We start from the raw sequence: 13495 nt of genomic DNA, 5'->3' as shown, positions 1-13495 counted from the left end.
GGGGGTTTGCTTACGTGCGTTGCTTACGTATTCAGCAGCCATTCCTGGAATCTCTCGTTGACCGAGTCGAAGTTTTTGCCCCACCACGCCGTGTCGCGGCGGGTCAGACGTTCAAAATTCTTCGGGTAGGTGGGCAACAACTCGGCGCGCTTCGCATCGATCAGCTTGTACGCGTCGTTGTTGCTCGGACCATTTGCAACCAGACTCGAATACTGGGCCTGGCGGTCGGCCCGCATACAAAAGCGCACGAACTGCTGGGCTTGCTTCAAGCGCGGCGTGCCGATCGGGATCGACCAGCCGTCTACGTTGTAAGTGCCTTCCCAGACGATCTTGACCGGCGCACCCGCAGAGATTGCGGCGAGCGCGCGGGCGTTCCACGTGTCCGACAAGTCGACTTCGCCGCTTTGCAGCAGTTGAGTGTTCTGTGCGCCGTTGGCCCACCAGACGTTGATGGATGAATGGACCTTGTCGAGCGATTTCAGCGCGCGGTCTACGTTGATCGGGTAGATATCCTTCGGTGCTACGCCATCGGCGAGCAGCGCGTTTTCGAGCAGACCAATCGGCTGGCGAAACAGGGCCCGGCGGCCCGGGAATTTGTTGAGGTCCCAGTAGTCTTGCCAACTGGCGGGTGCCACCTTGGGAAACTTGTCCGTGCGATACGCCATCACCACGCCGTAGATGGAAAAACCAAACCAGTTGCTGGTCAGCATGCCGGGGAGGATGCCCTTGCCGTCGCTTGAAGCGATATCGAGCGGGGCGAGATAGTTCTTCTGATCGGTGAGACGCAGCACGTTGTCTGGCGTTACCATCGCCAGGTCCCAGATGTGCGAGCCTGAATCCACCGATAGCTTGAATTGCGTCACCGGGTCGGACTCGTGCGCGACGTTGACGATGCTGATGCCCGTTTCCTTCTCGAACGGGTCGTAGAACGCGGTGCGCATGATGGGGCCGAGCGCGCCGCCGTTGTCCGCGACCGTCAGCGGTTCAGCCGCGTTCGCGCGCTGCGTCCAGATGGTTGGGAAACCGAGCGCCAAGCCGGCGGCGCCCGTGGTCTTGATGAACTGCCTGCGACTGGTCTTGATGATAGCGCTCACTCTCATTGCTCCGATGGGGTTACAGGATGTTGCGTTGGTTAAGTACCACTGCTGCAAGCACGCTCGGCGCAATGCCTAGTGATCGAGCAAAAGCGAGTGTTCCGCTTGCCAGCGCAGCGAGATGACGTCGCCGATCGACCGGGAACCGGTCCCGGCCATTTGCCTGACCGTCAGAACGGCACCGCTTTGCAATTGCACGAGCAAGCGTGTCTGCGAACCGCCGTAGATGCTTTCGACGATCCGACCGCGCACGTAGCCCTCATTGGCCTCGTCGATGCGGATGTGTTCGGGGCGCACGATGATCATCGCCTGCGGTGCATTGGCCGCTGCGCGTGATGCGCTATCACCGGGCAGCGGGACGTTGCCGTCGGCGGTGACGAGCCAGCCGTCGCGGCCTGGCTTGCCGCTCAATTTGTTGGAGACGCCGATGAAGTCGGCGACAAAGGACGAGCGCGGTGTTTCGTAGATAGCCTGGGGCGTGCCGATCTGTTCTATACGTCCCGCGTTCATCAGGCATACGCGATCGGAGAGCGCGAGCGCTTCTTCCTGATCGTGCGTAACGAAGATGATGGTGGTGCCCGTTTCGCGATGGATGCGTTTGATTTCCACCTGCATGTCTTCACGAAGCTTGCGATCGAGTGCGGACAGCGATTCGTCCATCAACAGCAGTGACGGTTCGTACACCAGGCAGCGCGCGAGCGCGACCCGCTGCTGCTGGCCGCCTGACAGCTCGCGTGGAAAGCGTTCGGCGAACGTCTCGAGTCGCACCATCTCCAGCGCGCGCATGACGCGGCGCTTGATGTCGCTGCCGGCGAGGCGCCGCATCTGCAGCGGAAATGCGATGTTCTCGTAGACGTTCAGATGCGCAAAGAGCGCGTAGTTCTGGAACACCACACCGATGTCGCGTTCATGCACAAGGGCCTTGGTGCGATCCTGCGAATCGATGAACAGCTTGCCCGTGGTCGGTTCAACCAGTCCACAGATGATCTGCAGCAGCGTGGTCTTGCCCGAGCCGGAAGGCCCGAGCAGCGTTAGGAGTTCACCGGCTTTTACCTCAAGATCGATCGGATGCAGAGCCACCGTGCTACCGTAATTTTTCGATAGCCCCTCGGTGCGCATTTTGAGCGTCAATACCTGAGCAGGCAGAGACTGTGCCCCGTCGGCTACACTCACCAGTCCATACATGGCGAAGCTCCCGCACGAAAAGAAAATGTCATATCACTACCCACCTACGCTAAGTAGACCCGACTTTCGAATGCCGACTCTTATGTTTTGCACCTGCTAACTAGCCTTCCATCACGGCAATTTAACAAGTCAAATTAAAGGTGGAAGCATTGTTTTCCCATTCAATGCATAGTCTTTACATATGCAAAGGGGTCAGGTTAACTGTGTGGCGCCAGTTCGGTCGAGACATGGGCCGAAGAAGTGACCCCGTGTATGGCCCAGGGAAAGAAGATCATTGCAGGCATGCGAACGCGACTCTAAGATAGCTACACCCGCTTCCTCTTGGGTAGAAGAATCACCAGCAAACTGGAGAAAGATCCATGTCCACCTGGAAACCTGATCCCACGTTCTATCCCTCCGCCCGTATGGCGGGCAGCGCCGCCAAAGAGACGCTGGCCTATGTCGCGAGTTTCGATCCATCGCGACAAGTCCCTGATTCCATCGATGTTATCGATCTAGATCCTGCATCGCCCGGGTACGGAAGTATCGTCAACCGAATCGCAATGCCAAACGTCGGTGACGAACTGCATCACTTCGGCTGGAATGCATGCAGTTCGTGTCTTTGTCCAAATGCACCGCATGCTCATATGGAAAGACGTTACCTCGTCGTGCCCGGCTTACGTTCGTCACGTATTCATATACTCGACACCAAGCCCGACCCGCGCCGGCCCAGCATCGTGCGCGTACTCGAGCCCAAGGAAGTTGCCGATAGAGCCGGCTATACGCGTCCACACACCATTCATTGCGGCCCTGAAGGCATCTACGTCGTTGCCCTCGCGAACGCGGACGGGGAGGCGCCTGGAGGCATTTTCCTGATGAACCCCGAGACGTTCGACATCCTCGGTCAATGGGAAATCGAACGCGGCCCGCAAGAGCTGGCTTACGATGGGTGGTGGCACCTCGGCTACGACGCCATGGTGACAAGCGAGTGGGGGCTGCCGGCAACGTTCGAGAATGGTTTAGTCCCGGAGGTACTGCTGGGCGGAAAGTATGGCCACAGGCTTCACTTCTGGGATCTGCATACGCGCCGGCATAAACAAGTCCTCGATTTCGGCAGTGAAAACCAACTGGTCTTTGAATTGCGGCCTGCGCACAATCCCACCCGGGCTTACGGCTTCGTCAATTCGGTCATCAATCTCAACGACCTGTCCTCGTCGATCTGGATGTGGTACCGCGACGGCGACGCGTGGGCAGCGCGAAAAATCATCGAGATTCCGGCGGAGCCGACCGACCCCGACTTGTTACCTCCCTTGCTCAAGGGGTTTGGTGTCGTGCCACCGCTCGTGACCGATATCGCGTTATCGTTGGATGACCGTTTTCTCTACGTGGCTTGCTGGGGAACAGGTGATCTACGGCAATACGATGTGTCGGACCCGAACACTCCCAAACTCACGGGCTGTGTACGGATCGGCGGCATCGCCGCTCGCGCGGCGCATCCGCAAGCGGGTGACCGTAGCCTGAACGGCGGCCCGCAAATGGTGGAAGTCAGTCGCGACGGCAAGCGCGTTTATTTCACCAACTCACTCTATGGCGCAATCGATGAACAGTTCTATCCGGACGGTATCAATGGATGGATGGTAAAGCTCGATGCGGGCCCCGACGGCGGACTGGCATTCGACGAGCGCTTCTTCGTCGAATGGCCGCAAACGCATCGGCCGCATCAGATTCGTCTTGAGGGCGGCGATTGCTCCTCCGACTCGTATTGCTACCCTTAAGCCGGCCTACACAGCATGCATACGCTGCTTGATGCCAACTCCCCGATGACATGGACGGTGATCGTCGCGAGTGGAATCTTTCACGGGATCAATCCAGCCATGGGCTGGTTGTTCGCTACTGCATTAGCTATGCAACGAGGCAGCCGAACTTTTCTGTTTGCTGCTTTACCGCCTCTTGCTATTGGACATGCGGCCTCCATTCTTCTCATCGCCTCGTCGGCTGCAGCTCTGAACGTTTGGGAGCCGAGAATGCGAATTCACGAGATTCTCGGCGCAGTCATGATTGCCTGGGCCATCTATCACCTGAAATATGGGCACCGTCATCGTGTGCGAGTCGGCATGACCGTCGGGTTTTTCGGACTTACGTTGTGGTCAGCGGGAATGGCGACGATGCATGGAGCAGGCTTGATGCTCGTGCCAGCCTTGCTACCCATATGCACCACCGCAGTTGGCAGTAACACCACGCTACTGTTCATCATATCGTTTGTCACAATACATACGGCAGTCTGCACTGCGACGACAGCTTTGGCCGCGCTCCTGGCCTATGAAGTACTCGGGCTAGGCGTTCTTCGGCACGGCTGGATCAACTTCGAATGGTTGTGGTGTGGAACCCTCGTGGCTACAGGATCGGCACTGGTGATCGCTGGATAGCGATTCTCTGCCTGGGCGTTACCTTCATGGTTGCCCTAAAATGTCTAATATTTTAGGCATTCTCATGGGCTATACTGGCGCAAAGGAGGCCGATCTGATGAACATCTTGACTTTGGGCAAGCACGTGCACGAGCGCCGGGAAGCGCTCGGCCTCACTCAAGTACGCCTTGCCCGGCTCGCCAATCTATCGCGCCAAACGGTCCAAAGCCTTGAAACCGGCTCGCTAAAAGACTTAGGATTCGAGCGAGTCGCGAGGCTGCTGGACGTCTTGGGGCTCAGCTTCGATACTCTGTCGCTTGCGGCAAGACAGCGCAAACGTGGACTATGGATGGCAGCAAAAACGTCCAGCGTCAGCTACGCCGGTGAATTGACCGAGGGCATGCTGGAACAGGCCTTAGCAACAGGATACGCGCCGAGCGGGTATGAGGCACATATTGGGCACCTGCTGGACGAGGCGCCGGTCAGCTTGGTCATCATGGCTGTCGAAGAAGTTGCGGCGCTAGAGCACAAGGCACCGACCGATATATGGCGCAATGTCGCCATGCTCGCAAAAACCCATTCAGACAGCCGGAGGACGTTTTGGGTTTGAAGAAAATAGATCCGGTGCCGGGGCTGTGGCAACAATTACTTCCCCATGCGCTCGCGCTGACTGACGAAATATCAAAGCACGGCGGCGTCGCCAACCCGTTCTTTACTTTCGGCGGGGGAACGGTACTGATGCTTCGCTATCAGCATCGGTTCAGCAAAGACATCGATATCTTCGTTCCAGATCCGCAAAGCCTGAACTACGTGAGCCCGCGCCTTAGTGCCGTCGCCGAGGAGATATGTAACTCGCAATATATCGAAGCTGCCAATTTCGTAAAGCTCATCCTCGAGGAAGGGGAGATCGACTTCGTGGCATCGCCAAACCTGCTGTCTGGTGACAGGGCCTATGAGCTATGGGAACTATGCGGCCGCGAGGTTCGCGTCGAAACAGCAGCTGAGATCGTTGCCAAGAAGATGTATCACCGCGGAGCCATCGCGACGGCCCGGGACGTGTTTGATCTGGCAATGGTCATTGAACGCGAACCAGATGCCTTGATTGATGCGATTCCATTTATGCGTCGGCACCTTGACGCATTTTTGGAACATCTGCGCTCACCGAGCGACAACTTCATCACGCAATTCAACAGTATTCAGCGAATCAACTACAGCCCGACCTTTGAACATGCGGCCGGGCTGATTATTCGTTACCTCGATCAACTCCCAAGCTGACAGTTCATACTCACCGTGCGCAGATGTGTTCGTAGTCGCGCTCGACAATCGGCAAACCCGCAGCGTGCCACGTCGGCAGATGCTTTAGAACGGCACGTCGCCTTCGATGGTCGTGCGAAAGAGCTTGCGGCGCAAATGGTCCGGGCAACCGCTAGCCAGATGCTGCACCGAACGGTTGTCCCAGAACACCATGTCGTGCTCGCGCCAGACATGGCGATAGATGTTGGCCGGCCGGGCAACGTGTTCGAACAGTGCATCGAGCAGCGCACGGCTTTCGTCTTCGGGGATGTCGAGGATGCGCGTGGTGAAGTGCTCGCTGACGAACAGCGCTTTGCGGCCTGTCTCCGGATGAGTGCGTATCACCGGGTGGATCACCGGCTTGACTTCGGCGACTTGCTCGGCGGTCAGGTTCGGCCGCCACGGGCTGCGCCGCTGCAGTTCCGCATATTTCGCCAGGTAGGTGTGCTCGGCGCGGCGGCCAACGACTGCGCGACGCAACTCTGCGGGCAAGGTATCCCACAGCAGATGCATGTTGGAGAACAACGTGTCGCCGCCTTCGGACGGCAGTTCCTGCGCGTGCAGCAGCGACCCCAAGCTCGGCGTTTCCTTGTATGAAAGGTCCGAATGCCAGAAATGCCCTGCATCGCCCAAGCCCAGCGGCTGCCCATTTTCCTTGATGTTCGACACGACCAGAACCTCCGGATGGCCGGCAAGTTGGAATTGCCTGAGCACGTGGATCTGGAGCGGGCCGAAGCGGCGGCTGAACGTCACTTGCTGTTCGGGCGTGATGCGTTGATCCCGGAACACCAGCACGTGGTGGTCGAGGTGAGCGCGATGCAGCTGCGCGAAATCGCTATCGGAGAGCGGGCGCGACAAATCCAGCCCCAGCACCTCGGCGCCTAGCGGCGCGTCGAACGCGCGGATCTCTAGTGTGTTCGATGCGTCCGATGCGTTTACCGACGCCTGCTTAACTGAGGAGAGGCCCGAATCCAGGTCCGGCCTGGTCAAAACGGTTGATTGGTTCATACGCTGTACTGCCCTGCCCGATTGCGGAATCGTTAACGGTAGCCACGTACGAATTGCCAGGCAACGAAGAAAATCCGCTATCGATAGATCGATACGGAAAATAGAGCTCTGCCTCCCAGCACACGGCCCTGCGCGATCCGGCGCCGTGAACTGTCAGGATCCTCTAAATCGCCCATCGAACCTCGCTTACCGTGCGTTGCAGCGAAATATCGCCCAGATCTTGAGCGGGTTCTGCGACAGGGGCCGCAGGGTCGGATTGAAGCAGACGTCGCAACAAACGATCTTGAAGCGCCGCGAACGCAGCCGAACCCAATGCACGCGGTCGCGGTAAATCCACCCGCAAATCCATGGCTATCGCACCGTCCTCGACCAGCAATACGCGATCGGCAAGCGCGATGGCCTCGGCAGGGTCGTGCGTGACCAGCAGCGCCGTAAAGCCATTGGCACGCCATATGCGCTCAATCAGCGCGTGCATTTCGATCCGCGTCAGGGCGTCCAACGCGCCCAAGGGTTCGTCGAGCAGCAGCAGCCGGGGCTTATGCACGAGCGCGCGCGCCAGCGCCACACGTTGTCGTTGTCCTCCCGACAAATGGGCGGGCCAATCGTCGGCACGATCGGCGAGACCAACCTGCTCCAGCACGCCGCGCGCCTCCTGATGCCGACTCCTGGGCAAGCCCAACGCGACATTGGCCAGCACCTTTTTCCAGGGCAGTAAACGCGAGTCCTGAAACATCACGCGCACATCCTCTCGGATGCCCTTATCAGAAGCGGCGCTCGAAACCCCGTCATAAGCGACAGTCCCGCCGCTTACCTTATCCAATCCGGCCAGCAGACGAAGCAAGGTGCTTTTGCCACTCCCGCTGCGCCCGACGATCGCAACCAACTCGCCCGGCGGAATCGTCAAGTCGATTGCGTTCAGGATGGTTTTCTCACCGTATGCCTTGCCGACCCCGCGCAGTTGCACCGCAATGCCCGATTGCCGCGGCTGCTCGACAAGCGATGCGCGTCGAACCGTCGCCGAGACAACGTCACGTTCCAGACCAGCGTGTTGCATGATCATCCCCTGCTGTTTCATTTAGTTAGCCTGGTAACTGGGGTGCCAGCGCAGCCAGTACCGCGACAGGCCATTCGCCAACAGGTCCGCCAACTTGCCCAGCACGGCGTACAGCAAAATGCCGACCAGCATGACATCGGTCTGCAAGAACTCGCGCGCATTCATCGTCATGTAGCCTATCCCGGACTGCGCGGAGATGGTCTCGGCCACAATCAGAATCACCCACATCAATCCCAACGAGAAACGCACGCCCACCAGGATCGACGGCAAAGCACCGGGCAGTATCACGTCGCGGTATAGCGGCCAGCCCGAGAGCCCATAGCTGCGCGCCATTTCCAGCAGCCCTCGATCGACGGAGCGTATGCCGTGAAACGTGTTCAAGTACAAAGGGAAAAATACGCCGACCGACACCAGGAACACCTTGGCGCTCTCGTCGATGCCGAACCAGAGAATGACGAGCGGGATCAAGGCGAGCGGCGGAATGTTGCGCACCATCTGCAGCGTGGTGTCGAACAGCGTTTCCATGGTCTTGAACGAACCGGTCAGCAAGCCGAAGCCCAAACCCAGACCACCGCCGATGACGAAACCCGCCAAGGCGCGCAATGAACTGACCTTGACGTTCGCCCAAATATCCCCCGAAAGCGTCAGCGTCCAGAACGCCTTGGCGACCCCGAGCGGGGCCGGAAGAATCCGGTTCGACATCCAGCCGCGACTGGATGCCAACTGCCAAACCGCGATGAGCACCAACGTCGGTATCCACGGGAATATCCGTCTAAGCCAATTGATGCGTGTAGAGAGTGCGGACGCCATGGTTCAGCCGGCCGACGCGGCCGCAGCCGAAGGGACGATGTGATTGGCCACGATTTCCCCAAAGGGGCCGGACAGCGAAAAGCCCGGCAAGCTTTCCTGCTGAGGCCGCGGCAAATGCGGAAACACCAGCTCGGCCACCCGATACGACTCTTCCAGATGCGGATAACCGGAGAGGATGAACGTGTCGATACCGAGGTCGGCGTATTCCTTCATGCGAGCCGCCACTGTCGCACCATCGCCGACCAGCGCGGTACCCGCACCGCCGCGCACCAGACCAACGCCGGCCCACAGATTGGGACTGACCTCAAGCTTGGCCCGAGACTTCGACGTGTCCCCGCCATGCAGCGCACTCATGCGGCGTTGCCCTTCCGAATCCATCTTGGCGAATTTGGTTTGCGCGGCCTTGATCGTGTCGACATCGAGTTTGCTGAGCAAATCGTCGGCGGCTTGCCATGCAAGGGGCTCGGTTTCGCGCACGATCACATGCAAGCGGATCCCGAAGCGCAGGGTGCGTCCGCGTTCGGCGGCACGGCGCCGCATGTCCGCAATTTTTTCCGCGACCGCCGCAGGCGGCTCGCCCCAGGTGAGATAGACGTCGACCTGCTCAGCCGCCAGATCATGGGCAGCCGGCGACGAACCACCGAAGTAAAGCGGCGGATACGGCTTCTGCACAGGCGGGTAGAGCACTTTGGCGCCTTTCACCGTGAGGTGATCGCCCGTAAAGCTGAGGTCTTCGCTATCGTGCGATGCCGCCAGCACACCGCGCCAAATTCGAAGGAATTCGTCGGTAATTTCATAACGCTCGGTGTGCGTTTCGAACAGCCCATCGCCATCCAATTCGACAGGATCGCCGCCTGTGACCACATTGACCAACAAACGGCCACCGGACAACCGGTCGAACGTTGCAGCCATGCGGGCCGCAAGACTCGGTGCCGTGAGCCCCGGACGCACGGCGACCAGAAACTTGAGCCGCTGGGTGACGCCGATCAAGCTGGACGCCGTAACCCATGCGTCTTCGCACGAGCGCCCGGTCGGTAGCAGCACACCGTCGTACCCCAAAGTATCGGCCGCCACTGCCACTTGCTTCAAGTAGTCGTAGCTGACCCGGCGGCCGCCTTGCGCTGTACCCAGATAGCGGCTGTCGCCATGCGTGGGGATAAACCAAAAGACATTCATTACTGTACTCCGACCTTGTTCAACACGGCGTCATGCACATTCAGTTTCGTCGGAATCAGCTTGAGATCGTAAAACGCATCGGCAATTTTCTGCTGATCGTTGAGCGCGGTCGCGTCGATCGGTTTGAAAACGTGTGCATAGTGTTGCAGGCTCGTTTCGATGATGTCCGGCGAGAGCCCTTGAATCGGTGCAAGCTCGGCCGCGGCTTTCTTGTAGTCGGCGCGGATGTCCTGACCTTCGCGCCCGACCTCGGCGATGACAGTCTTAAGCACCTCGGGTTGCTTTTGTGCGTAGGCGCGGGCCGTCAGAAAATATTGATAGTGGTTCACCACGCCAACGCCGTTGGCCAGTTGCCGGGCTCCCGTTTGCTGCTGCGCCGCAGCCTGGAACGGATCCCAGATGGCCCATGCGTCGACCGCGCCCTTCTGGAATGCGGCACGTGCGTCGGCCGGCGCCAGGTAAATGGGTTGGATGTCGGTATAGTTAAGGCCGGCTTTCTTGAGCACGCTGACTACCAACCAGTTCACGTCGGAGCCCTTGTTGAAGGCAATTTTCTTGCCCTTGAGGTCGGCGATCGTATGGATGGGCGAATCCTGCGGGACAAGTATGCCTTCGGCTTGCGGGGTCGGAACTTCATAAGCCGTATAGACGAAATCGGTGCCGCCGGCCAGAGCGAACACGGGGGGCGCCTCGCCCACGTAGCCGAAATCGATCGAACCGACATTCAGACCTTCCAGCAGTTGCGGGCCGGCCGGAAATTCGATCCACTTGACCGTAACGCCTTGCGCACTCAGGCGCTTCTCCAGGGTACCGTGCGCCTTCAACAGCACCAAATCGCTCGCAGCTTTTTGGTAGCCGATGCGAATCTCGTGGGTGTTCACGTCGGCCAAGGCCGACGACGTTGCGGTGCCCAACAGCATGACCGCGCTCACTGCAAGCAATGCACGGATCCAGCCGCCCAACGCGCGCGGCGCTCTTTGCTTCGACATATGTAACTCCAACGATTTATTTTGGGGCGCGCCGAGCTTTACCTGTGACTATGCCCACAGGTAGTCAGCGAGAGAAATAACTCATTGGAAGACTAACGATCGTCGCAAGAGAAGGGAACGGATTGTTTCAGGAATGCTAAGGCGATTTTTATATAAGGCGTTCGGTTCCGTGCCTAACGTGCGGTTCCATGCGCAATGCGCGCGTTCGAGCAGCAGCTACCGAGCCCGCGATGCGACACCCGGGCCCGTCCGCTTCATGCCTAGCCGTTACGCTCCGAGGTCATGCTTTGAAGAAACGATTTTCCGGCCGTGGTAGTCCGAGGTTCTCGCGCAGCGTGGCGCCTTCGTATTCGCGCCGGAATATCCCGCGACGCTGCAGCTCCGGCACGACCTTGTCGACGAAATCGTCGAGGCCGCCAGGCAGATACGGAAACATGACGTTAAACCCGTCGCACGCCTCGCCCACCAACCATGCTTGCATCTCGTCGGCTATCGTCGCAGGCGTCCCGACCAACTGGAAGCCCGAGAACCCGCCCACGCGCTGGGCCAGTTGGCGGATCGTCAAATTCTCCTCTCGCGCCATATCGAGCATGCGTTGTCGCGTGCTCTTGCTGTCATTGGTCTCTGGAATGTCAGGTAGCGGACCATCGGGATCGAAGCTCGAAACGTCATGCCCCAGCGCGATCGATAGCGACGCGATGCCGCTGTCGTAGTGCACGAAGCTGTCGAGCAGCGCGCGCTTTTCCCGCGCTTCTTCCAGCGTGTCGCCCACCACGACGAACGCGCCCGGCAAAATCTTGAGGTGGTCTCGGTGACGGCCCACCGCCTCCATCCGACCTTTCACATCGGCATAAAAACGTTGACCGTCAGCCAGCGTGCGCTGCATGGTGAATACGGCATCCGCTGTTTCCGCTGCGAGCTGCCGCCCCGCTTCGGATGATCCCGCCTGCACGACGAGGGGCCAGCCTTGAACCGGTCGCGCGATGTTCAGCGGTCCACGCACCGACAGATGTTCGCCCTTGTGCCCAAGTACGTGCATTTTCTCTGGGTCGACAAAGATCCCGGTTTCGACATTGCGCACGAAGGCATCGTCCGACCAACTATCCCAGAGGCCGGTGACCACGTCGAAGAACTCGCGGCCGCGGTGATAGCGCTCGCCATGCTCGACGTGCTCGTCCAAGCCGAAATTCAATGCAGCGTCGGGATTTGACGTGGTCACCAAATTCCAACCTGCACGCCCGCCACTGATGTGATCGAGCGAGGCAAACCGACGTGCCAGGTGATACGGCTCCTCGAACGTGGTGGAGCCGGTGCCGATCAATCCCAGGTGTTCCGTGACGGCGGCCAGCGCCGACAATAATGTCAGCGGCTCGAAAGACGTCACCGTGTGGCTGCGCTTCAGCGCGTCGACCGGCATGTTGAGTACGGCGAGGTGGTCGGCCATGAAGAAGGCGTCGAACCGGCCGCGTTCGAGCGTCTGCGCAAAGCGCTTCAGGTGCGCGAAGTTGAAGTTGGCGTCCGGGTAGGCGCCCGGGTAGCGCCACGCGCCAGTATGCAGACTGACGGGGCGCATGAAGGCGCCGAGGCGCAGTTGGCGTGCTTTAGTCATGGCGTTGTGCTCGATGGCGGTCGTGTTGAACAAAACTCACGATACGCCAATTTCCGCCGACGAGCAGAGTAACCAGAATCGATTCGGAATCGTTATCCGCTCAAGCACAAGAGTATTACGGACGTGAAGGAAACCGCCATTCAGAACGTTTCGTTATAGGGCCGCAGATCGATCTCCTGCGACCACGCGCTGCGCGGTTGCTTATGCACTTGCCAATAAGCTTCGGCGATGGCCGCGGGGTCCAGCAAGCCGTCAGCGCCGCGTTCGGCGACCCGTTGCGGGGATGCTAAGCGTAGCCGCTCGCCGTCGATGCCGCCGTCGATGATCACGTGCGCGACATGCACACCTTGCGGCCCGAACTCGCGCGCGAAGCTCTGGCTCAGCGAGCGCAGCGCGGCCTTGGCAGCCGCAAACGCTGCGAACGGCGGACGGCCGCGCAGCGACGCCGTCGCGCCGGTGAACAGCAAGGTGCCGCCGCCATTCGCCAATAGGGAAACCAGCACCTGTTTGCCGAACACGAATCCGCCCAGCGTACTGGTGCGCCACGCTTGTTCGAATTGGTCGGCGCTCAGCTCCAGCGTTGGCGCGCGGGTGCCGCTTGCCGCATTGAATATCCCCACGCGCAGCACGCCGAGTTCGGCAATGCGCAAGGCCAATGCCGCAACGGCGTGCTCATCGCTAACGTCGCCCGGCAATGCAAGCGCCTCGCCCCCCGCCGCGCGAATTTCCTCGACGATGGCCGCGAGCCGCTCAGGGCTGCGTCCAGTTACCGCGACCCGAAAACCCCCTTCGGCAAAGCGGCGCGCCAATGCGGCGCCCAGGCCGGCGCTGGCGCCGACGCCCGCTATCCAGGCCACTTCACGTGCTTGTGTGTTGAGTTCGGTCGTCATCGT

The 13495-nt window shown here is 59.7% G+C and carries 13 protein-coding genes; 4 read left to right on the top strand and 9 right to left on the bottom strand.

All coding sequences use genetic code 11. From position 1 onward, the window contains the following. Positions 1–23: 23 nt before the first annotated feature. Both GSQ77_RS24630 and GSQ77_RS24625 read right to left on the bottom strand, forming a co-directional pair. Positions 24–1094: an extracellular solute-binding protein gene (locus tag GSQ77_RS24630; RefSeq protein WP_254067770.1), complete on the bottom strand. Its 1071-nt coding sequence runs from the start codon at positions 1092–1094 to the stop codon at positions 24–26. Positions 1095–1169: 75 nt separating this feature from the next. Then, positions 1170–2279 carry an ABC transporter ATP-binding protein gene (locus GSQ77_RS24625; protein WP_158905715.1) on the bottom strand — a complete coding sequence of 370 codons (1110 nt, stop codon included), beginning with the start codon at positions 2277–2279 and terminating at the stop codon, positions 1170–1172. Between the two features lie 359 nt (positions 2280–2638). On the opposite strand from GSQ77_RS24625, the gene GSQ77_RS24620 reads away from it, so the two are divergent. The 4 genes from GSQ77_RS24620 to GSQ77_RS24605 all read left to right on the top strand — a co-directional run bounded on the left by GSQ77_RS24620 (position 2639) and on the right by GSQ77_RS24605 (position 5938). After that, complete coding sequence (locus tag GSQ77_RS24620; RefSeq protein WP_158905713.1) at positions 2639–4033, top strand: selenium-binding family protein; 1395 nt, start codon at positions 2639–2641, stop codon at positions 4031–4033. Between the two features lie 249 nt (positions 4034–4282). Then, positions 4283–4684, top strand: a complete 402-nt coding sequence (locus GSQ77_RS29670; RefSeq protein ID WP_254067769.1) for a hypothetical protein — start codon at positions 4283–4285, stop codon at positions 4682–4684. Positions 4685–4781: 97 nt separating this feature from the next. Next, the gene (locus tag GSQ77_RS24610) at positions 4782–5273 is read left to right on the top strand and encodes a helix-turn-helix transcriptional regulator (protein ID WP_158905711.1); all 492 of its coding nucleotides are present in this window, start codon (positions 4782–4784) and stop codon (positions 5271–5273) included. Continuing rightward, complete coding sequence (locus GSQ77_RS24605; RefSeq protein ID WP_367889690.1) at positions 5270–5938, top strand: nucleotidyl transferase AbiEii/AbiGii toxin family protein; 669 nt, start codon at positions 5270–5272, stop codon at positions 5936–5938. The genes GSQ77_RS24610 and GSQ77_RS24605 overlap by 4 nt, the downstream gene beginning before the upstream one ends. An 84-nt stretch (positions 5939–6022) precedes the next feature. On the opposite strand, the gene GSQ77_RS24600 is transcribed toward GSQ77_RS24605, so the two are convergent. The 7 genes from GSQ77_RS24600 to GSQ77_RS24570 all read right to left on the bottom strand — a co-directional run bounded on the left by GSQ77_RS24600 (position 6023) and on the right by GSQ77_RS24570 (position 13492). Further along, complete coding sequence (locus GSQ77_RS24600) at positions 6023–6964, bottom strand: TauD/TfdA family dioxygenase (protein WP_158905707.1); 942 nt, start codon at positions 6962–6964, stop codon at positions 6023–6025. A gap of 163 nt (positions 6965–7127) precedes the next feature. Beyond that, positions 7128–8018: an ATP-binding cassette domain-containing protein gene (locus GSQ77_RS24595; protein WP_254067767.1), complete on the bottom strand. Its 891-nt coding sequence runs from the start codon at positions 8016–8018 to the stop codon at positions 7128–7130. Between the two features lie 21 nt (positions 8019–8039). After that, positions 8040–8828, bottom strand: a complete 789-nt coding sequence (ssuC, locus tag GSQ77_RS24590; protein ID WP_158905703.1) for an aliphatic sulfonate ABC transporter permease SsuC — start codon at positions 8826–8828, stop codon at positions 8040–8042. 3 nt (positions 8829–8831) lie between these two features. Continuing rightward, the gene (ssuD, locus tag GSQ77_RS24585; RefSeq protein ID WP_158905701.1) at positions 8832–10004 is read right to left on the bottom strand and encodes an FMNH2-dependent alkanesulfonate monooxygenase; all 1173 of its coding nucleotides are present in this window, start codon (positions 10002–10004) and stop codon (positions 8832–8834) included. After that, complete coding sequence (locus GSQ77_RS24580; protein ID WP_158905699.1) at positions 10004–10993, bottom strand: sulfonate ABC transporter substrate-binding protein; 990 nt, start codon at positions 10991–10993, stop codon at positions 10004–10006. The genes ssuD and GSQ77_RS24580 overlap by 1 nt, the downstream gene beginning before the upstream one ends. A 280-nt stretch (positions 10994–11273) precedes the next feature. Then, positions 11274–12602, bottom strand: coding sequence for an LLM class flavin-dependent oxidoreductase (locus GSQ77_RS24575; RefSeq protein ID WP_158905697.1), 1329 nt, complete (start codon positions 12600–12602; stop codon positions 11274–11276). A gap of 140 nt (positions 12603–12742) precedes the next feature. Next, complete coding sequence (locus GSQ77_RS24570) at positions 12743–13492, bottom strand: SDR family NAD(P)-dependent oxidoreductase (protein WP_158906563.1); 750 nt, start codon at positions 13490–13492, stop codon at positions 12743–12745. Positions 13493–13495 lie beyond the last annotated feature (3 nt).

Source organism: Burkholderia sp. L27(2015), assembly GCF_009765705.1.
In the GTDB taxonomy this organism is placed as follows: domain Bacteria; phylum Pseudomonadota; class Gammaproteobacteria; order Burkholderiales; family Burkholderiaceae; genus LMUX01.
The sequence above is the reverse complement of the archived record's forward strand: the minus strand, read 5'-3'. Positions and strand labels throughout refer to the sequence as shown.